A 19921-nucleotide genomic window follows, 5' to 3' on the forward strand; every position below is an offset into this window, starting at 1 on the left:
ATGGTCATGGCACTGGAGAACAAGATCGCCGTCGTCACGGGCGGCGCGAGCGGCATCGGCCGGGCCACCGCGGTGCGCTTCGCGCGCGAGGGCGCACACGTGGTGATCGGCGACGTGCAAGATGCGAGCGAAACCTTACGGCTGGTGGAAGAAATCGGCCAAAAGGCTGTGTACAAACGAACAGACACCACCAGCGAAGCCGACTGCGACGCCCTCGTCGCCGCAGCGGTGGCCGAGTTCGGCCGGGTCGACGTCGGCGTGGCGGCCGCGGGCATCGCGACCGCGGCGGGGATGAGCAACGTCGAGACCCGCGCGCAGAACGGCGACGCGACGCACGTGGTGAACCTGGCGACCGAGGCGTTCCGGCGGGTGCTGGACGTCAACGTGCTGGGCGTGATGATGACCGACCGCGCGCTCGCCCGGCAGATGCTCGAGCAGGGTGACGGAGGTTCGATCATCAACATCGCCTCGAGCGCGGCGAAGATCCCGCTCGCCGGCGCGGCACCCTACTGCACGTCGAAAGCCGGCGTCTGGATGCTCACCAAGGTCCTCGGCCTCGAGCTCGCCACCACCGGCGTCCGTGTGAACGCCGTGGGACCCGGCTACACGGCCACGCCGATGATCGCCGGCATCGAGGACAACGAGGCGGCCTACTCCTCGGCGATGAGCATCACGCCGATGAACCGCCTCGGCACCGCCGACGAGCAGGCGAACGCGGTGCTGTGGCTCGCGTCCGCCGAATCGTCGTTCGTCACCGGCCAGATGCTGCACCCGGCGGGCGGCCAGTTCACCGACTGAGGAATGGAGGTTCCCGCATGACAACGCTGGACATCGCAGGCATCGGGCGGTTCGAGGTCGACCTCTGGGAGGACGGCAGCGGGTCGCCCCTGCTGTACCTGCACGGGTACGAGCGCCACCCCGGCGGCGCCGGCTTCCTGAAGCGGCTCGCCGAGTCCCGGCGAGTACTCGCGCCCGAGCTACCGGGCTACGGCAAGTCGACCGGGTTCGAGCACTTCACCGACGTGCTCGACGTCGCCCTGTTCCACCGCGAACTGGTCCGTTCCTGGGGACTGGAGCAGGTGGACGTCGTCGGGCACTCGCTCGGCGGGATGTTCGCAGCCGAACTCGCCGTGATCGCTCCCCAACTTGTGCGGCGGCTCGTGCTGGTGGATCCGTTCGGAATCTGGCTCGACGAGCAGCCTTCGCTCGACCCGTTCGGCGCGGCCGCCGACGTGAAGGCCGCTAAGTGGCACGCCGGTCCGCCCGAGCAGGAGCCGACGAACTTCGTGCCCGACCCCGAAGACCCCCACGCGGGGATCCTGTTCTCCGCCCGAAACCTCGGCTCGGCCACGAAGTTCATGTGGCCCATCGCCGACCGAGGCCTGCGGCGCCGGCTCCCGCTGATCTCCGCGCCGACGCTCGTGGTCAATGGCGCGTCCGACGGCCTCGTCACCACCGCGTACGCCGAGGAGTTCGCGCGGCTCGTGCCCGACGCCAAGGTCACCGTGATCGACGAGGCCGGGCACTACCCGATGGTCGAGCAGGAGGACGAGTTCGTATCCGTGGTCACCGCTTTCCTGGATTCGTGAGAGGACGTCGAAATGGGCAGGGTAGACGGCAAGGTCGCACTGGTCACCGGGGGCGCGGCGGGCATCGGCCGCGAGACCGCCTACACGCTCGCGCGTGAAGGCGCGACCGTGGTGGTCGCGGACATCAACGAGGACGGCGCCAAGCTCGTGGCCGAGAAGATCGGTGACACGGCCAGCGCCGTGCGCTTCGACGCCACCGATCAGCAGTCCATTCAGGACATGGTCGCGGCGGTGCTCGAACGCCACGGCCACGTGGACGTGATCCACAACAACGCCGCGCTCGTCGGTCCCGATGCGTGGTTCGGCGACACCACGGTGGTCGACACCGACATCGCGCTGTGGGACCGGGCGTTCGCCACAAACGTGCGGAGCATCTTCCTGGTGTGCAAATTCGCGCTGCCGCACATGGTCGAGGCCGGCCGCGGCGGTTCGATCGTGAACATGGCGTCGATCGGCGGGTTGCGCGGGAGCTCCGGACTCACGGCGTACGGCACCACGAAAGCCGCCGTGGTCGGGTTGACGCGGTACATCGCGGCGCAGCACGGCCGTCAGGGCATCCGCTGCAACGCGATCGCCCCGGGCGTGATCCAGACGCAGCAGCTGCTCGACGCTGTGCCCGATCTCCCGGAGAAGTCGCTGGCCGGCACAGCGTCGCCGCGCGCCGGCCTGCCTTCAGACATCGCCAACATGGTGCTGTACCTGGCTTCCGACGAGTCGGCTTTCGTCAACGGCGAGACCTACCGCGTCGACGGCGGCTCCATGACAGCGGGCTGAACCCTTACTTCTTCGAAAGGCAGGTACGCACGTGAAGTTCCACTGGTTCGCGCAGCAGTACTACACCAAGCTCCCCGACGACTACGGCAGCACCGTGCACAGCTCGTGGGTCACGCCGCCGGCGTCGGTGGCCGACCCCTCGCAGGTGCACGAGGATTACCACACCTACCTGCGCCTGATGCAGCAGGCCGACGGCCTCGGCTGGGACTCCCTGTTGTTGAACGAACACCACCAAACATCACTCGCGATGACACCGTCGCCCAACCTGATCGCCGCCGTCCTCGCCGGGACCACGCAGAACTCCGCGATCGCGCTGTGCGGCAACTCGCTGGCCCTGTACAACCCGCCGGTGCGCGTGGCCGAGGAGATCGCGATGCTCGACACCATCTCCGGCGGTCGCGTCATCGCCGGCATGGTGTTCGGCACCCCGATGGACACGGCCTTCTCCTACGGCGTGCCGCCCATCGAGCTCCGTGAGCGCTTCCACGAGGCCCGCGACCTCATCACGCGCGCGTGGAAGGCCGAGGAACCGTTCCCCTTCAACGGGAAGTACACCAAGCTGCGCTACGTCAACACGTGGCCGAGGCCGGTGCAGGATGAGATTCCGGTGTGGATCCCGGGCAGCGGCAGCGTGGAGACCTGGGACGTGGTCAACGCCTTCAACTACTGCTACGGCTATCTCTCCTTCAGCGGCAAGCAGAGCGCCGAGCCGATCGTGAAGGGCTTCTGGGACTACACCGAGCAGCAGGGCGCCGACACGAACCCCAACCGCATGGCGTTCACTCAGATCATCTGCTGCGCCGACACCGACGCCGAGGCAGAGCGGCTCTACGGCGACGCCGTGAAGTACTTCTACCGCCAGAACCCCACGGCGCTGGAGTTCGCGACGCCGCCGGGCTACAACTCGCTGCCGTCGATCCGGGCCAACCTCACGCGGGCGCGCACGATCTCCAATGAGGAACGCATGAAGGCCCAGAACGGTGAACTGTCCTTCTGGGAGTACGACGAGCTCGGCTACATCATCGCCGGCACCCCGGAGCGCGTCGAGCAGCGCGTGCGCGACCTCGTGACGGACCTGCGGATCGGCCAGCTCATCACGTGCATGCACGTCGGCAACCTGTCCGAAGAGGTCGCGGCGATGAACAACCAGCTGTTCGGGACGCAGGTGATCCCGAAGCTGCGCGACATCTGGGCCGGCCTCGAGGACCGATGGACGCCCAAGGTGAGCCAGCAGCGGATCGCGGAACGCTTCCCCTCCGCGGTCACCGCGGGCTGAACCGCCGAAGGGGCTTCCCCGCGCGATGCGGGGAAGCCCCTTCTTCAGCTCGTGTGCGTCAGGACACCGGGTCGGTGGTCCGGGCCGGCAACGTCGGTTCGAGGTCGCCCGCCACGGCCTGGTGCACCCGTACCTCTTTGGACAGAAGGACCGGGATGATGGCCACCGCAAACAGGATCGCACCGACGATCCAGATGGTGTCGAGCTGGCCGCGTCCCGTCGCGGTGGTGTCGATCCACTTCCCGCTCTGGTCGGTGATCACCCATCCGACCGCGACCTGCATGGCCGCCGACGCGCCGTTGAGCGTGCCGGTGACCTCCGGCCGCGCGATGCCGGCCCAGTAGCTGTTGACCGTGCCCCAGAACATCGGATCGCAGAGGAAGGCGAAGGCCCCGATGAAGAATCCCCACAGGACCCACGTCGAATCGTGCAGGAGCACACCCATCAGAAACCCGACGGCACCGCACGCCGGCCCGAGGACCAGCCACGGCCGCGTGCGTCCACCGAAGAGCCGGGACACCAGCGTGCCGTTGATGAGTCCGAAGGCAACCGGCACGATCGCGATGAGCGGGCTGACCCAGGCCACCGTGTCGGGGTTGACTTTGTCGAGGGTGATCAGGCCGTAGGGCAGCCACGGTCCCGAGAGCCACGTCGGGGTCGTCGCCAGTGCGGTCGCGATGATCATCGTGAGGATGCTGCGGTTCTTGAGCGCTCGCAGCAGTTCACGGAAGCTCAGCTTCTCGCGGACCTCGACCCCACGGTGTTCGGCGTGGATGCGCGCGATTTCTTCAGGAGTGATCCCGCGCAGCTTCTCGGGTTTGTTGGCGGTGAACAGAACCAGCATCACCAGCGCCGGCACACCCAGCGCTGCCACGACGATGAACGCGTCCCGCCAGGACAGGTGATTCGCCAGCGGCAGCGCGATCGCCGGCGCGAGCACACCGGCGACGAGGGTCGAGCTCATCCACGTCGACGTCGCCCTGGCGCCGAGCGCGCCGGGGAACCACACGGAAAGGAGCCGTTGTGAAGGGGCCCAGGAGAATCCGAAGAAGACGCCGAAGATCAGGTTTCGCCACCACATCTCGTTGTAGGTGTGGACGAACGCCATCGTCGCCGAGAGCACCGTGACGCCGGAGATGCAGATGATGAGCATCAGCTTGGCGCCGATGCGGTCGGCGAGGATGCCCGCGAGCAGCAGCAGGGGGAAGTACCCCAGCAGGTAGCTCGCCGTGACGCTCGAAATCTGGCTCGGCGAAAGGTGCAGGTCAGTGGACCAGAACGGGTTGAGCAGGCTGAACTTCGCGCTGTCCAGCCAGACCACGAAGTTGACGATCAGGATGCTCGCGAGCATGAGCCCGCGTTTGCCCGTGAAGAGCTTGGGGCGGATTACCGGTGCGGGGAACGACATGACAGACCCTCCGGACACAGGGGTGCGGATGCAGGTGGTGGATAGGGAGGCGGAACTGGTGCCTCAGCCGAAGTACTCCCGACCGACTAGTCGGTTCGAGACAGCTTGCGCCCGGGTTCAGAGTGTGTCAAGCGCCACTTCGGAGCTTCTCGATTCAGGACGAAGTTCCTGTGCAGCAACGAGTTTCTTGATCTTTCTGGATTCACCCGTGCGGCGCAACGCATGATTACCGTTGGTCGATGTTCAGGGTTTGTTGCGGTGCCGATGTTTCCATCCCGGCCACAAAGGACTTTCTTTTGCGTTGGGCCGGGGCAGTTTCCGATACAGGTTTTCCGAGGTAAATCCACTTAGGAGGCTGTTGTGCGCGTAGTCACTTGGCAGGCGGTTGAAACCTTGTCCCTCGACGAGGTCGACGCACCGGCGTGCGGACCGTCCGATGTGGTCTTGTCCGTCGGGGCATGCGGGATCTGCGGTTCGGATGTGCACTCCTACACCGAGGGCATGTGGATCGCGCCCGGCGTGCCGCTCGGGCACGAGTACGCGGGGACGGTGACCGCGGCGGGGTCTGCCGTGGCCGGCTTGCGCGTCGGCGACCGGGTCGCGGTGAATCCGGCGGCGCCGTGCGGGTCTTGTCCGCGGTGTTCGGAAGGCCGGCAGAACCTGTGCTCTGGCGGGTCAGGTCACTCCGGCGGGTTCGGGGACCAGGTGCTGGTGCGGAACGCCGTGGTGGGGCAGCACTTGTTCGTACTGCCTGGCGACTTTCCGTTGGAGGAGGCTTCTTTTCTGGAGCCGCTTTCAGTCGCCGTGCGGGCGGTGCACCACGCCGCGCCACCGTTGGACGAGCCGATCGCGGTGTTCGGCTTGGGAACAATCGGACAATGCGTGGTGCAAGTCCTCGTCGCGGCGGGAGCCCGCGATGTGATCGTGGTGGATACTTCACATCGGCGCCTCGCGGCCGCCGTTTCCGCCGGGGCACACGAGGCGTTGAACCCCTCGACGGACGATGTGGGCGCCTCCCTGTTCGCCTCGCGCGGCACGACTTCGTCGCCCTACCAACCTCGTTCGGGTGCGATCGGGGCGGTGTTCGAATGCTCCGGCGCTGCTCCCGTACTGCCGCTGGCGTTCTCCCTGGCCCGCGCCGCCGCGCCAATTGCCGCGATCGCGCTCGCGGCTCACCCGTTGAGCATCCCGGTCGACGACCTGGTGCAGAAGGAGCTCCGCCTGCTCGGCAGCTTCGCCTACACCCCGCGCGATTGCCAGGAGGCGTTCGACCTGCTCGTGTCGCGACGAGTGGACGTCCGGCCGCTCATCTCGCACCGCTTCGCGCTGGCGGACATCACGGCGGCGTTCGAGGCGCAGCGGGATACGGCGGCGTCGATCAAGGTGGTGGTGTCGCCGTGACGCCTGGTCAGCAAGGTCGACTTCAATCGATCGAGAATATTGTCCAGCCCTCCATAAACGGTTGCGTCTAGCCCTGACCACACATCTTCAAGGATGTGCCGAGGGGATTTCCGGGGAAGGGATGGTGGAGGAAATGAAGACCTATCACGCTGACGTCACCCGGGACGGAAGGTTCTGGCTCATCCGGGTCCACGAGATCAACCGATCCACTCAGGCGCTCCGCTACAAAGACCTTCATCTGACGGTGCAGCTGCCGGACTCGGTGAAAGATCACCAGGTCCGCGCAGAGGTGCTCCGAGAAGAAGCCCAGCGCAAGCAAGCCGAGGCCGCTGCGGAGAACCGGCAGCCGTGCAAGAGCTGCTCGCTTTGGGGCTTTCGCAGCGTGAGGCCGGCGACGTGCTTGGGGTCTCGTTCCAGCGGGTCAGCCAGTTGGCGAAGTCGTCTTGACCTGCCCCTCCTCGACGTGATCGACACCACAAGCGACAATGGAGGACGTGACCGCCACCTTGAGCAAGCCCGCCCTGCAGATCGGCCCCTACCAGGTCGATCCGCCGGTCGTGCTGGCGCCGATGGCGGGGATCACGAACGTCGCGTTCCGGCAGTTGTGCGCGGAGTACGGGGCGGGCATCTACGTGTGCGAGATGATCACTGCGCGGGCCGTCGTGGAGCGGCACCCCGGGACGATGCACATGATGACCTTCGGCGAGCACGAGAAGCCCAGGTCGATGCAGCTTTACGGCGTGGATCCGAAGACGATGCGCGAGGCCGTGAAGATCATCACCGGTGAGGGGCTCGCGGACCACATCGACTCGAACTTCGGGTGTCCCGTCGCGAAGGTGACGCGCAAGGGCGGCGGGGCGGCGCTGCCGTTCAAGCGGAAGCTGTTCGCGGACATCGTGCGCGAATCGGCCGCGGCGGCGGCCGAGGCGGGGGTGCCGTTCACCGTCAAGTTCCGCGTGGGCATCGACGACGACCACCGCACGTTCCTCGACGCCGGGCGCATCGCCGAGGCCGAGGGCGCGGCGGCGGTCAGCCTGCACGCGCGCACGGCTGCCCAGCGCTACTCCGGCCAGGCCGACTGGTCGAAGATCGCCGAGCTCAAGCAGGCCGTGACCAGCATTCCCGTGCTGGGCAACGGTGACATCTTCTCCGCCGCCGACGCGTTGCGCATGGTCGACGAGACCGGCTGCGACGGTGTGGTCGTCGGCCGCGGGTGCCTCGGGCGGCCGTGGCTGTTCGGGGAGCTGGAGGCGGCGTTCGCGGGGCGCGAGATCCCGGCCGGGCCGAACCTGGGCGAGGTCGCACGGGTGCTGCGCCGGCACGCGGAGCTGCTGGTGGCGCACGACGGGGCGACCAAGGCGTTGCGTGATCTGCGCAAGCACATGGCGTGGTACTTCATGGGCTTCGCCGTGGGGTCCGAGCTGCGGCGCGGGTTCGCGATGGTGTCGAGCCTCGACGAGCTCGACGACCTCATCGCGCGCCTCGACTTCGACGCGCCGTTCCCGGAGAACGCCGATGGTCCCCGGGGGCGCCAGGGTTCGCCTGGCAAGGTGACGCTGCCGCACGGTTGGCTGAACGACCCGGATGACGACTGTGTGCCCGAGGCTGAGGACATGCATTCGGGCGGGTGAGCCTGGTTGTGGTTTTGGGTTTCGGGTGTCGCGGGCCGGTGTTGGTCGCTGGCGGAATTCGAACACGGCGTGTCGCATAATTCGCGGCTGGCGAGGGTATTCGCACTTCGCTGAGCTGATCATGGTGCTGGAAACCACGTGTCGAGTGCGAGTTGCAACGACTCGCTGTCCCCTTCTGCCCACGCGATGATGCCGTCCGGGCGTAGGAGGCTTGGGCCGATGTTGGTCACTGGGAGGATTTCAACACGGTTTGTCGCATAATTCGCGAAAGCTTGAGCCTCGGGTGTGAGCAGCAGCAGGCCGCGGCCGGAGTGCAGGTGTTCGTGCAGTTTGGAGTGGACGCCGTGGTCGTCGATGAGGTCCAGGTCGGGCGAGTGGAGGCCGACGGGTTCGGTGGCGGGGTACGGGAGCTCGTAGCGATGGTCCACACCGGACAGTAGAGCGCTGAAATACCGGTTCACCGCGGGGATTTCCATGAGGTCGCTGACGATGTCGCGCAGGGCGTCGACGTGGGGGCCGGGGGCCAGGAGGGCTGACTGCGCGCGGGTGTTGTGCAGGACGGCCTCCGCGGCGGGGTGGCGCTCGCGGGTGTAGGTGTCCAGGAGTGACTCGGGCGCGGCGCCGCGAGTTACGGCGGCGAGTTTCCAGCCCAGGTTCATCGCGTCGAGCAGGCCGAGGTTCAGGCCTTGGCCGCCGCTGGGCGAGTGCACGTGGGCGGCGTCGCCGGCCAGCAGGATTCGGCCGTGGCGGTAGGTGTCGGCTTGGCGGGCCTGGTCGGTGAAGTCGCGGGGTTCGCGGAGGTCGTCGACGGTGACGTCGGCGCCGGTGACGCGATGGATCGCGGCGGCCAGCTCGGCGGCGGTGACCGGGCCACGGTTGTCGGCTGGAGCGGCGGGGATGGCGGGGCGGCCTTCGCCGACTGAATTGGCCGAGGTCACCGGTGTGAACGGAGTGCTCTCTCCGGCCCATACGACGGGAGCTGCCGGGCGGCCACCGCCGGTCGAGGTGGCGAAGGTGACCAGACCACCGCCCGCAGCCGGGGTGGTGGACGGGCGGCCATCGCCGGACGGCGCGACAGGGGCGACCGTGGCGGAGCCGGCGAGTTCTGTGACGCCGGCGAGGGAGCCGCCGTGGAGGAAGGTGCCGGTGGGATAGCGGCCGGGGGCGGGGACGGGGCCGGTGAAGGTGGCGGCGCCGGCGATGGTGCGGAGGAGGGGTGGTGTGCCGGGGAAGGCGAAGGGTGTGAGTTTTCGGACGCGGCTGTGTGCGCCGTCGCACCCGACTAGGTAGGGGGCGCGCAGGCGGTGTTCGCCGGTGGACGTGTGGGTGATGACGGTGACGCTGTCGGCTCCGGGTTCCAGGGCGACGACGTCGTGACCTCGGAGGATCCGTGCACCAAGAGACTCGGCGTGGGTGGTGAGGAGGCGTTCCAGGTCGGGCTGCCAGATGCGCGTGCCGCGGCGGTGTGGGTCTGGGGCGAGTTTGTGGATGTTCGCGAAGTGGCCCAGTTCGGTGCCGTGGTCGCGAGTGAAGTCGCGGGCGCCGCCGGGGTCCGCGGCGGACAGGTGGGGGCCGAGGCCGCGGCGCCAGAGGGCTTCGGTGGCCAAGGGGCCGATGCCGCGGGCCTTGCGATCACGCGAGGGTTCGGTGAGGCGTTCCAGCACCACGGCGCGGCCGCCGCCCAGCTGGACCTCGGCGGCGAGGAGGAGGCCGATGGGGCCGGCTCCGATGATGATGACGTCTGCGTCCATGAGGAATCTCCTTAACTTGTTAAGTGCTACTCTGCACCTGAACTAGTTAAGGGGTCAAGGGGCATGCCGATCGACGTACCGGACGCGGTCCGCACCGCGTTGGCCCAGCTGGAGCAAGACGGGCTCGACAAGCTCACCGTCCGGCGGCTCGCCGGCGAGCTCGGCGTCAAGGCGCCCGCGCTGTACTGGCACTTCAGCAGCAAACGCGCGCTGCTCGACCACATGACCGATGCGATCGTCGAGCCCGTCCTCGGCCGGCTGCCGGAAAAGACCGTGCCCTGGCTCGAGTGGCTGGAGGAAGCGGGCAAAGCGCTGCACACCGCGCTCCTCGGCCACCGCGACGGGCCCAGCATCGCGATCGGCGCCGACCTGAGCGTGGCCCGATCGCTGGGTGAGTTCGCGGAGCGCGCCGTCGAGGTCTTGCACCGGGCGGGGTTCCCGCTCGCCGACGCGACGCGCGCGGCGGGGGTGTTCGTCCACTTCGTCCTCGGCCGCGCGGTCGAGGACCAGACCAGGCCCGACGAAACCGTGCAGATCCCGTTTCCCTTGATGGCGCAAGGCTTACGCGACCGCCGAGCCGCCGGTGCCACCCCGGCTGAGGACTTCCGCTACGCGCTCGGCGTCGTCCTCGCCGGGCTGAACGCGACCCGCCCCGCAGCCCCCTGAGTTGCCCCTGCGGCTGCTCTCGGCGTGACTGCCGACACGACCTTCTGGGAGGACGAGCGCGATGCGAACGCTCCCGTGGGGGTCGACTCCAACCGGGCCTCCGTGGCGCACGTGTACGACTACCTGCTGGGCCGCAGCGACAACTACGGGATCGACCGCAAGACCGGCCAGCAGATGGCCGCCGCGCTGCCGGACGTGGTCGAGGTCGCCAAGGAGAACCGCGCGTTCCTCATCCGCGCCATGCGGTTCATCGCCAAACAGACCGACGTCACCCAGTTCGTCGACTGCGGTTCCGGCCTGCCGACGGCCGAAAACGTGCACCAGGTGGCGCAGCGCCTCAACCCGGAGTCGAAGGTCGTCTACGTCGACAACGACCCCGTGATCACCGCCCACGGCCGCGCGCAGCTGGAGGAGAACGATCTCACGCGCTACGTCGAGGGCGACATCTTCGACCCGCGCTCGATCCTCGACAACGAGACCGTGCGCACCCACCTCGACTGGCGCCAGCCGATCGCGCTCTCGCAGGTCGCGACGCTGCACCACCACAAAGGCGAGCGCAGCGCGCCCGCCGAGGTGATGCGCGAGTACATCGACGCTCTCCCGCGTGGGTCCTACGTGATCATCTCCCAGCTGCTCGACCCGGAATCCGAGGACGCCGCGGTGATGCGCGAACTCGAACGGGCCGTCGCGCGCGGCTCACTGGGCGGCGCGGCGTGGCGCACGCGCACCGAGATCGAGGAGCTGTTCGACGGGCTGGAGATGGTTGATCCCGGCATCACCGAACTCGTGCACTGGTGGCCGGACGGCTCGCAGCTCAAGCCGCTCACGGTCGCCCACCGGATCATCGCCGCCGGGATCGGGCGCAAGCTCTGACCTGTGGTTTCCCACGTTCTCCACAAGCTGTCCCCAGGTTGTCCACAGGGAGCTGTGGATAAACAGCGACAGGCCACTCCGGACGTCGGAGTGGCCTTTCGCGAGTGGGGAAAGATCAGGCGGCCGCACCGATCAGCACCGACTGCACCTGACCGAAGCCGAGGGCTGCGAGGTCGGCGACGTCGTGGGTGACGACCAGCGACTTGCCCGTCAGGTTCGGGCCGGCGTAGAGCGTCAAGGTGCCGGAGACGAACTGGATCGAGCCGGTGGCCGGGATGTTGATGTTGACCTTGTCGCCCACGTTGCCGTTGATGCCCTGCGAGCCCTGCGGCTCCGAGAAGTTCTTGCCCGAGTCGATGATCGCGCTGGCGCCGGCGACGGGCGGCTTCGCGGGGGCGTTGTCACCGATGAAGATGGACTGGACGTGGGCGAAGCCGGCGCCGAAGGTGGCCGGGAAGTTGGCAACGCTGTCGGTGATGACCGCGGCGTCGCCGGTCTTGCAGTCCGCGCCGGTCCACAGGGTCATCGTGCCGCCGAAGCTCTGCAGCGAACCGGTGGCGGGGATGTTGACAGTGATGCACTCGCCGCCGTTGCCGCCGATGCCCTGGGAGCCCTGCGGTTCCGAGAAGTTGATGCCCGAGTCGAGGATGCCGCTCGCCCCGGAGGTGGCGGGTGAAGCGGAGGCGATGCCGGCACCGCCGAGCACCGCGCCGGCGACGGCACCGAAGGCGGCCAGGGAGAGAACAGTTTTGCGCAGCATGGGATTCTCCAGAACCTTGTCGGGTTTCCCGGCTCCGCACCTCGGTGCCGGACACCCGCAGACACGGGTCCCATCCGGTGAACGGTTCACGATCTTGATGTGACTGCGGCCACACCACACCGTGAAGGCAAGGCAGGGCAACGTACTTGCCTGGAAGAATCCCCAGCAGAAAGATCCACTGTAGACAGACATGATTCGGCCCCGTCGTCCCAAGAGGAGCGACGGGGCCGCGAAATGTTTCTGGAACTCAGTTCTCGAGCTGCTGCGGCTCGCCACCGACGGTGATCTTGCGCGGCTGGGCCTTCTCGGCCACCGGGATGCGCAGGGTCAGCACACCGTCGACGTACTCCGCGGCGACGCGGTCGGTGTCGAGGGTGTCGCCGAGGGCGAGGCGGCGCGAAACCTTGCCGCGCGAACGCTCGGAGACCTGCACGCGGGCGTCCTCACCGAAGGCGGCGGCGCGCTCGGCCTTCACGGTCAGCACGTTGCGCTCCACGCTCACGTCGATCGACTCGCGGGCCACACCCGGGAGGTCGAACTGCACGACGTACTCGTCTCCGTTGCGGTACGCGTCCATCGGCATCGTGCGCGGCGTGCTGGTGGGCTGGCCGGCGAAGAACTGCTGGGTCAGGCGGTCGAACTGGGCGAACGGGTCGGTCCGGATCAACATCTTCGTTCCTCCTTCAGGTGGCCTCGATCAGCTCCTGGGCGGCTGACCGGACCTTACGAAGTTGACAACGACCAACTCAACTTAGTTGTTCCCGATAGACGCACATCACAGCCGAGACTTGTCAGACGGCCACCAGCAGGTGTACAGGTATGAACATGTACGTGGGCGGAAAGAAACAGCAGCTCGTCGGCGACCTCGGCGAGCTCATCCGCTCGGGCCGGCTCGCCCACGGGGACCAGCTGCCGGGTGAGCACCAGCTCGCCGAGCAGTACCAGGTCAGCCGTGGCACTGTGCGCAGCGCGCTGGTGGAATTGCAACATCAAGCGCTCATTGCCACCCACGCCGGCGTGGGGTCGTTCGTGACATTCGACGGGGTCACGCTCGACCAGGGCATCGGCTGGGCCCGCGCGCTCGCCGACTCCGGCGCGCCCGTGACCACCGAGCTGCTCGGCATCACCGAGGTCGAGGACGCTGAACTCACTCGCCGGTTCACCACACCGAAGTTCGTGCGCGTGAAACGGCTGCGCCGCGACGAGACCGGCCGCGGCGTCTCCCTCGAAGAAGCCACCCTTCCGCCCGTCGGCTCGCTGGCCGAGCTGCGCCTGGTCGACAGCTCCATCACGGCCACCCTGCGCGAAGCCGGCCTGCAGCCCGTCGGCGGCGACCAGTGGATCACCGCCCAGCCGCTCGACGCCACTTCTGCCGCGCTGCTCGGCCGCCCGGCCGGAGAGCTGTTCCTCAAGGCCACGCGCACGTCGCTCGACGCGGATGCCCGCCTCGTCGAGCACGTCGTGAGCCTGCTCGATCCCGCGCGCTTCAGCTTCCACCTCTCCTTCGGCCGACGATGAGCCCCCGAGACCGCGCCCTCGCCGCGCTGACCGGCCTGGCCGTGGGTGACGCGCTCGGCATGCCGACGCAGTCGATGTGCCGCGCCGAGATCCGCGCCGCGTACGGGAAGATCGACGGCTTCCGCGACGCGATCGCCGCGCAGCCCATCGCACCCGGCCTGCCCGCAGGCACGATCACCGACGACACCGAGCAGGCCCTGCTGCTCGCGCGCCTGCTCGTGGCCGGCGGTGGCCACGTCGAGCCGCGCGTCTTCGCCGACGCGCTGCTGGCCTGGGAAGCCGACATGATCCGCCGCGGTTCGGCCGATCTGCTCGGGCCGTCGACGAAAAAAGCGTTGTCACTGCTGGAAAACGGCGTCCCGCCGGAAAAAGCCGGCCGCGGCGGCACGACCAACGGCGCCGCCATGCGCGTGACCCCGGTCGGCATCGCGACCCCGGTCGACGACCTGACCACGCTCGTCGACGCCGTGGCTGAGACCGCGCGCGTCACGCACAACACCTCGCTCGGCCTCGCCGCCGCGGCCGCCGTCGCCGCCGCGGTGTCAGCGGGTGTCGACGGAGCGAACCGCATGAACGCCTTCGACCTGGCCGAACGCGCGGCCGCCCTCGGCGCGGCGCGAGGCCACTGGAGCGCGGGCGGCAGCGTCGCCGCGCGCATCCACTGGGCGCGCGACTGGGTGCGGGGCCTGCGGCGCACCGAGCTGGACGACGCCGTGGCCGACGTGATCGGCACTTCCGTGTCCGCGCAGGAGTCCGTGGTCGCCGCGTTCGCGCTGGCCGAGGTGCTCGACCCGGCCGACGCGCTGACGACGGCCGCGAGGCTGGGCGGCGACACCGACACCGTCGCCGCGATCTGCGGGGCGCTGCTCGGCGCGTGCGGCGAAGAGATCCCGGCCGAGCTGGCCGAAACCGTGGTCAGGGTGAACGGCCTCGACCTCGGTCCGCTCGTCGACGGCCTCGTCACCGTGCGCAGGACCATCCCGTGAGCCGGTTGATCCACACGGGACAGGTCGTCGTCGATCTCGTCCTCACCGTGCCGCAACTGCCGGCAGCCGGGGGCGACGTGCTGGCGACGTCCACGAACCTGCTGCCCGGCGGCGGGTTCAACGTGATGGCCGCGGCCGCGCGCTCGGGCGCCGAGGTCGTCTACGCCGGCACGCACGGCACTGGCGGTTTCGGCGACCTCGTGCGCGCCGCGCTGGCGACCGAGGGCATCACGATCGCGCAGGAGCCCACCGTCAGCGGCGACACCGGCGTCGTCGTGGCGCTCGTGGACCCCTCAGGCGAGCGGACGTTCGCCACTGGCACCGGCGCCGAGGGCCGTTTGCGCGCCGACCAGCTCGCGCGCGTCGCCGCCGCGCCCGATGACCTCGTGTACGTCACCGGCTACAGCCTCCTGCACGCCGCGAACCGCGACGCCCTGCTGCGCTGGCTGCCGGATCTGCCGGGGTCACGGGTGCTGTTCGACCCCGGTCCGCTGGTGTCCGAACTGGACCCACGCACTCTCGGCACCCTGTTGTCCACAGTAGACTTCATCAGCTGCAACGCCCGCGAGGCCGAGTCGCTCGACGTCACCGCGCTCGCCGAGAGCACGACCGTTATCGTCCGCGACGGCCCCGCCGGCTGCACGATCCACCACGGCGGCGAGACCACCCGGATCGACGGCTTCCCCGTCACCGCGGTCGACACGAACGGCGCCGGTGACACCCACTGCGGCGTCCTGGCCGCCGAGCTCCTGCGCGGCGCCGACCTGCTGCAAGCCGCCCACCGGGCCAACGCCGCCGCCGCGATGTCCGTAACCCGACACGGACCCGCCACCGCGCCAACATGTGCGGAACTGAACGAGTTCTGGCGGAATATTGACGGCGACACGGGCGGCTTCTCCCGTCGCACCGACCAAATATGAACAGGTTCAGATAGGCGGGCACCATGGCCAGGACCGAACAACAGGCACCGGAAACAAGCAGCCGGCTCAAGGTCGAGACACACGGCATCAACGTGATCGGCGACGCCGAGCGCCGGGGCCGGCCAAGGGATCTGTTCTGGCCGTGGTTCGGCGCCAACGTGTCGATCCTGGGGCTCAGCTACGGCTCGTTCGCGGTCGGGTTCGGGATCTCGTTCTGGCAGGCGACGATCGCCGGCGTGATCGGGATCGTGTTTTCGTACCTGCTCTGCGGCTTCATCGCGGTGGCGGGCAAACGCGGCTCCGCGCCGACGATGACGCTCTCGCGCGCGGCGTTCGGCGTGCGCGGCAACCACCTGCCGTCGGCGATCTCGTGGATCCTCACCGTCGGCTGGGAGACAGTGCTGACCGCGCTCGCGACCATGGCCACCGCAACGGTGTTCGAGCGGCTCGGCTGGGGCGGCGGCGGCACGACAAAGGTGATCGCGCTGATCGTGGTCGCCGGGCTCACCGTGCTCAGCGGCGTGATGGGTTTCGACCTGATCATGCGGCTGCAGACGATCATCACCTGGATCACCGGCGTGCTGACCGTGGTCTACGTGATCCTGGTGGCCGGCCACGTGCACTGGTCGGCGGTGAGCGCGTTGCCGGCGGGCTCCGCGCAGGAGTTCATCGGCGCGCTCGTCTTCTTGATGACGGGCTTCGGGCTCGGCTGGGTCAACGCGGCGGCCGACTACTCGCGTTACCTGCCGCGCTCGTCGTCCGGGCGCGGGGTGATCGGCTGGACGACGTTCGGCGCGTCGGTGGCGCCGCTCGTGCTGCTGGTGTTCGGGCTGCTGCTGGCGGGTTCGTCGCCGGAACTGAACTCGAGCATCGCGGCCGACCCGATCGGCGCGCTGACCACGATCCTGCCGCTGTGGTTCCTGGTGCCGTTCGCGATCGTCGCCGTGCTCGGCCTGGTGGGCGGCGCCGTGCTGGACATCTACTCCTCGGGCCTGTCGCTGCTGTCCGCGGGCCTGCGGATCCCGCGCTACGTCGCGGCGCTGATCGACGGCGTGATCATGATCGCCGGCACCGTCTACATCGTCTTCTTCGGCGGCACTTTCCTCGGCCAGTTCCAGGGCTTCCTCACCACGCTCGGTGTGCCCGTGGCCGCGTGGTGCGGCGTGATGCTCGCCGACGTGCTGCTGCGCCGCCGCGACTACGCCGAAGCCGACCTCTACGACCGCCGCGGCCGGTACGGCGACGTGCGCTTCGGGCCCATCGCCCTGATCGTCGTCGCGACGGCCGTCGGCTGGGGTCTGGTCACCAACGCGTCGGCGAGCTGGCTGCACTGGCAGGGTTACCTGCTCGCGCCGTTCGGCCTCGGCGGCCGCGAGGGCTCGTGGGCGTTCGCGAACCTCGGCGTGCTCGTGGCACTGGCGCTCGGTTTCGTGGTGACGGTGTTTTCTGCCTCGGCTTCGCCGAGGCGGCGAGATCGCCTGTGAGCCGGTTTCTGGATTCAGCGGTCTGATCGGCCGGGGGGCCGATCGCACCGCTGAATCCAGAAACCGGCGCGATCTCGCGCTGTGGCCGGGTTTCAAACCCGTGAGTGAACTCGTAGGAGCAGTGGCCGTTCGCCTGGCAGCTACGAGTTCCCACGCCTGCGTGATGATCGGCGAGTTCCCGGTCAAGTCCACTGTGGACGATACCGGGTTCGGCAGGTGGCGCCCGAACTCGCGGGCGATGGGACGAGGTGCTGCCAGGTAGCGACTGGGCCTCCGGCGGGGAGGGTGCCGGAGGCCCAGAAGAGTCAGCTCTCCTCGACCCGCGCTGCCGCCAGGCGGCGGACGCGGCCTCGGACACCGAGCCAGCCGGCGACCAGAACCAACGCCAGCACAGGAATGCTGTAGATCAGGATCCGCCCGGTCGTGCCGCCCCACCAGCTCATCGTGAGAACCAGCAGGAGGAACGCCAGCGTCACGTAGTTCGTATACGGCGCCCCAGGCAGGCGGTATGAAGGCCGGGACATCTCTCCGCGCGCGGCCTTGCGAGTCATCGCCAGGTGACAGATCACGATCATCGACCACATGCCGATGATGCCCAGCGCCGAGAACTCCAGCGCGACCTCGAAGGCCTCACCCGGCACCACCAAATTGAGCACCACGCCGAGCACGTACACCGCCGCGGTCAGGAGCACGCCGCCGAAGGGGACGCCGCTCTTGCTCATCTTCGAGGTGAACTTCGGGGCCGAGCCGGCGATCGAGAGTGACCGCAGGATGCGCCCGGTGGAGTACAGACCGGAGTTCACGCTGGACAGCGCCGCGGTGAGCACGATGACGTCCATGATGCCGCCGGCCGCGGGAATGCCGAGCTTGGAGAAGAACGTGACGAACGGGCTCTCCCCGCTCTTGTAGGCCGTCCACGGCAGCACCATCACCAGCAGCAGCACCGAGCCCACGTAGAAGATGCCGATGCGCCAGGCGACGGAGTTGACGGCCTTCGGGATGACCTTGCGCGGGTTGGCGGTCTCGCCGGCGGTCACGCCGACCATCTCGACGCCGGAGTAGGCGAACACGACACCCTGCAGGATCAGCAACGCGGGCAGCACGCCGGTCGGGAACACGCCGCCATTGCTGGTGATCAGGCTCGGGCCGGTCACCACTCCGTCGACGGGCGTTCGGCTGATCAACACGAAGATCGCCACGACCATGAACACCACGAGCGCGAGTACCTTGATGGCGGCGAACCAGAATTCGAGTTCGCCGAACAGCTTCACCGAGACCATGTTCACCGCGAGGATCGCGAACAACGCGATGAGCGCGGGAATCCATTGCTGCAGGTCCGGCCAGAAGAACTGCGTGTACTTGGCCACCGCGGTCACGTCGGCGACGCCCGCCGTGGCCCAGTTCAGGAAGTACATCCAGCCGGCGAAGAACGCGGCTTTCTCGCCGAGGAATTCACGCGAATAGGACACAAAGGATCCGGAAGACGGCCGGTGCATCACCAGTTCGCCCATCGCGCGGACCACGAAGAACGCGATGATCCCGGCGACCGCGTAGACGACGGCCAGCGCCGGACCGGTGCTGTGCAGGCGCGAGCCGGCGCCCAGGAACAGGCCGGTCCCGATGGCGCCGCCGATGGCGATCATCTGGACCTGACGGTTCTTCAGTCCTTTGTGGTACCCGGCTTCCTCGTGCTTGAACGAGGTTTCCGGCGGCTCGGCGACCGCCGTCTGATCCGAGGGCGACATGTGATTCCCCTGTTCTGACAACAAAGTGCGTGTCGTGACGCAGGGTCGGCCGACCACTGTGTCGTGCCAGATCATGATGTGGTCGGACCGCATCCGGCCGCAACGGGAGCGGCGATAACTTAGGGTTGATTTGAGCTGCGAACCTCAAGCCATTCTCAAATGTGCCCGATAATGCCGAAATTCACGGACTCCCGTACCGGAAACCGCGAAACGCGTTTCAAGCCCAGCTGTCCGGCTGCGAGCCGTCGACATCGGTGAAGCCGTACTCGCGAGCGAGCTCCGCCGAGCTCACCGACCGCTGGTTCCACCGCGCGCGCTCCGGGTCCGCGGCCAGCGCCGCCACCGCGCGGCCCACGTACCGCGGCGACTCGGACTGCGCGAAGGGCGGCGGGGCAGTCGGAAGGCCGTCCGGGCGCCCGGAATCCAGCGCGGTGCGCCAGTTTTCCTCCGTGACGCCGTAGTTGTCGAGCATCATCTCCGAACGCAGCCAGCCCGGCGTGATCGCGACGGCCGTGCCGCCGCGCGCCGCGAGCTCGTGGCCCTGCGAGAACGCGAGCCGGTTCACCGAGGCCTTCGCGAGGTCGTAGAACACGGAGATCCGGTACTGGGAAGCGTTGTATTCCAACGTGCCGTCGGTGACCTCGACGAGGAGCCCACCGGGCCGCGAAACGAGCAGCGGCAACAGGTAGTGCGAGGTCACGAGGTGCGTTTCCACGCCAAGCCGCAGGATCCGCAGGCCGTCGTCGAGGTCGTGCTCCCAGATCGGCGTGTTCCAGTCGGCCGGGCCGCCCTTGAGCCGCTCGGCGCCCCAGATGTCGTTGACCAGCACGTCGAGCCGGCCGTGTTCACGGCGCACGCGTTCGGCCAGCACGCGCACCTGCTCGTGGTCGAGGTGGTCGACCTGTCTGGGCACGCCGGTGCCGCCGAGGCTGGTGACGAGCGCGGCCGTCTCCTCGATCGTCTCGGGGCGGTCGTAGTCGGAGTGGCCGTCGCGTTCACAGCTGCTGCGGCCGGTGCAGATCACCGTCGCGCCGGCCTCGCCGAGGGCCGCCGCGATTCCGCGCCCGGCGCCGCGGGTCGCGCCGGCCACCAGAGCTACCCGGTTCCGGAGATCAGCCATCACATCGAGTGTGACACGG

Annotated in this window: 18 protein-coding genes; 12 read left to right on the top strand and 6 right to left on the bottom strand. The window is 68.4% G+C overall.

Annotated features, from left to right (window positions below):
• From ABZU76_RS04065 to ABZU76_RS04080, 4 genes are read left to right on the top strand one after another with little or no spacing between them, the layout of a single operon-like run.
• Entirely contained in the window at positions 1-798 is a 798-nt protein-coding gene (locus ABZU76_RS04065; protein WP_220245006.1) for an SDR family oxidoreductase, read from the top strand.
• A gap of 17 nt (positions 799-815) precedes the next feature.
• Positions 816-1589, top strand: a complete 774-nt coding sequence (locus ABZU76_RS04070; RefSeq protein ID WP_354864888.1) for an alpha/beta hydrolase — start codon at positions 816-818, stop codon at positions 1587-1589.
• A 12-nt stretch (positions 1590-1601) separates the two neighbouring features.
• Complete coding sequence (locus ABZU76_RS04075; protein WP_354864890.1) at positions 1602-2363, top strand: glucose 1-dehydrogenase; 762 nt, start codon at positions 1602-1604, stop codon at positions 2361-2363.
• Positions 2364-2394: 31 nt separating this feature from the next.
• Positions 2395-3639, top strand: coding sequence for an LLM class flavin-dependent oxidoreductase (locus ABZU76_RS04080; protein WP_354864893.1), 1245 nt, complete (start codon positions 2395-2397; stop codon positions 3637-3639).
• Between the two features lie 58 nt (positions 3640-3697).
• Here the strand turns inward: ABZU76_RS04080 and ABZU76_RS04085 are convergent, their stop codons facing one another.
• Positions 3698-5047 (bottom strand): MFS transporter, encoded by a 1350-nt coding sequence (locus tag ABZU76_RS04085; protein ID WP_354864895.1) that lies wholly within the window; start codon positions 5045-5047, stop codon positions 3698-3700.
• Between the two features lie 360 nt (positions 5048-5407).
• On the opposite strand from ABZU76_RS04085, the gene ABZU76_RS04090 reads away from it, so the two are divergent.
• Together ABZU76_RS04090 and dusB are read left to right on the top strand one after the other, a co-directional pair.
• Positions 5408-6448: an alcohol dehydrogenase catalytic domain-containing protein gene (locus ABZU76_RS04090; protein ID WP_354864897.1), complete on the top strand. Its 1041-nt coding sequence runs from the start codon at positions 5408-5410 to the stop codon at positions 6446-6448.
• A gap of 485 nt (positions 6449-6933) precedes the next feature.
• Positions 6934-8079, top strand: a complete 1146-nt coding sequence (gene dusB, locus ABZU76_RS04095; protein ID WP_354864899.1) for a tRNA dihydrouridine synthase DusB — start codon at positions 6934-6936, stop codon at positions 8077-8079.
• Positions 8080-8198: 119 nt separating this feature from the next.
• Here dusB and ABZU76_RS04100 read toward each other — a convergent pair whose 3' ends face one another.
• Positions 8199-9830: an FAD-dependent monooxygenase gene (locus ABZU76_RS04100; RefSeq protein ID WP_354864901.1), complete on the bottom strand. Its 1632-nt coding sequence runs from the start codon at positions 9828-9830 to the stop codon at positions 8199-8201.
• Positions 9831-9893: 63 nt separating this feature from the next.
• Between ABZU76_RS04100 and ABZU76_RS04105 the strand changes: the two genes are divergently transcribed.
• Both ABZU76_RS04105 and ABZU76_RS04110 read left to right on the top strand, forming a co-directional pair.
• Positions 9894-10496 (top strand): TetR/AcrR family transcriptional regulator C-terminal domain-containing protein, encoded by a 603-nt coding sequence (locus ABZU76_RS04105; protein ID WP_354864903.1) that lies wholly within the window; start codon positions 9894-9896, stop codon positions 10494-10496.
• Between the two features lie 75 nt (positions 10497-10571).
• Positions 10572-11369 carry an SAM-dependent methyltransferase gene (locus ABZU76_RS04110; RefSeq protein ID WP_354865963.1) on the top strand — a complete coding sequence of 266 codons (798 nt, stop codon included), beginning with the start codon at positions 10572-10574 and terminating at the stop codon, positions 11367-11369.
• Between the two features lie 115 nt (positions 11370-11484).
• Here the strand turns inward: ABZU76_RS04110 and ABZU76_RS04115 are convergent, their stop codons facing one another.
• Positions 11485-12129: a hypothetical protein gene (locus ABZU76_RS04115; protein ID WP_354864905.1), complete on the bottom strand. Its 645-nt coding sequence runs from the start codon at positions 12127-12129 to the stop codon at positions 11485-11487.
• Positions 12130-12376: 247 nt separating this feature from the next.
• The gene (locus tag ABZU76_RS04120; protein WP_354864907.1) at positions 12377-12799 is read right to left on the bottom strand and encodes an Hsp20/alpha crystallin family protein; all 423 of its coding nucleotides are present in this window, start codon (positions 12797-12799) and stop codon (positions 12377-12379) included.
• Positions 12800-12948: 149 nt separating this feature from the next.
• Between ABZU76_RS04120 and ABZU76_RS04125 the strand changes: the two genes are divergently transcribed.
• The 4 genes from ABZU76_RS04125 to ABZU76_RS04140 are packed head-to-tail and all read left to right on the top strand — an operon-like array spanning position 12949 to position 17037.
• A complete protein-coding gene (locus ABZU76_RS04125; RefSeq protein ID WP_354864909.1) occupies positions 12949-13647 on the top strand; it encodes a GntR family transcriptional regulator in 699 nt (232 codons plus the stop codon).
• Positions 13644-14633 (top strand): ADP-ribosylglycohydrolase family protein, encoded by a 990-nt coding sequence (locus ABZU76_RS04130; protein ID WP_354864911.1) that lies wholly within the window; start codon positions 13644-13646, stop codon positions 14631-14633. The genes ABZU76_RS04125 and ABZU76_RS04130 overlap by 4 nt, the downstream gene beginning before the upstream one ends.
• The gene (locus tag ABZU76_RS04135; protein ID WP_354864913.1) at positions 14630-15553 is read left to right on the top strand and encodes a PfkB family carbohydrate kinase; all 924 of its coding nucleotides are present in this window, start codon (positions 14630-14632) and stop codon (positions 15551-15553) included. Before ABZU76_RS04130 ends, ABZU76_RS04135 begins: the two co-directional genes overlap by 4 nt.
• Positions 15554-15576: 23 nt before the next feature.
• Positions 15577-17037, top strand: a complete 1461-nt coding sequence (locus ABZU76_RS04140) for a cytosine permease (RefSeq protein WP_354864915.1) — start codon at positions 15577-15579, stop codon at positions 17035-17037.
• A 305-nt stretch (positions 17038-17342) separates the two neighbouring features.
• On the opposite strand, the gene ABZU76_RS04145 is transcribed toward ABZU76_RS04140, so the two are convergent.
• Entirely contained in the window at positions 17343-18782 is a 1440-nt protein-coding gene (locus tag ABZU76_RS04145) for an amino acid permease (RefSeq protein WP_354864917.1), read from the bottom strand.
• Between the two features lie 217 nt (positions 18783-18999).
• A complete protein-coding gene (locus tag ABZU76_RS04150) occupies positions 19000-19902 on the bottom strand; it encodes an SDR family oxidoreductase (RefSeq protein ID WP_354864919.1) in 903 nt (300 codons plus the stop codon).
• Positions 19903-19921: the final 19 nt, after the last annotated feature.

The organism is Amycolatopsis sp. NPDC005232, assembly GCF_040607795.1.
GTDB lineage: Bacteria > Actinomycetota > Actinomycetes > Mycobacteriales > Pseudonocardiaceae > Amycolatopsis.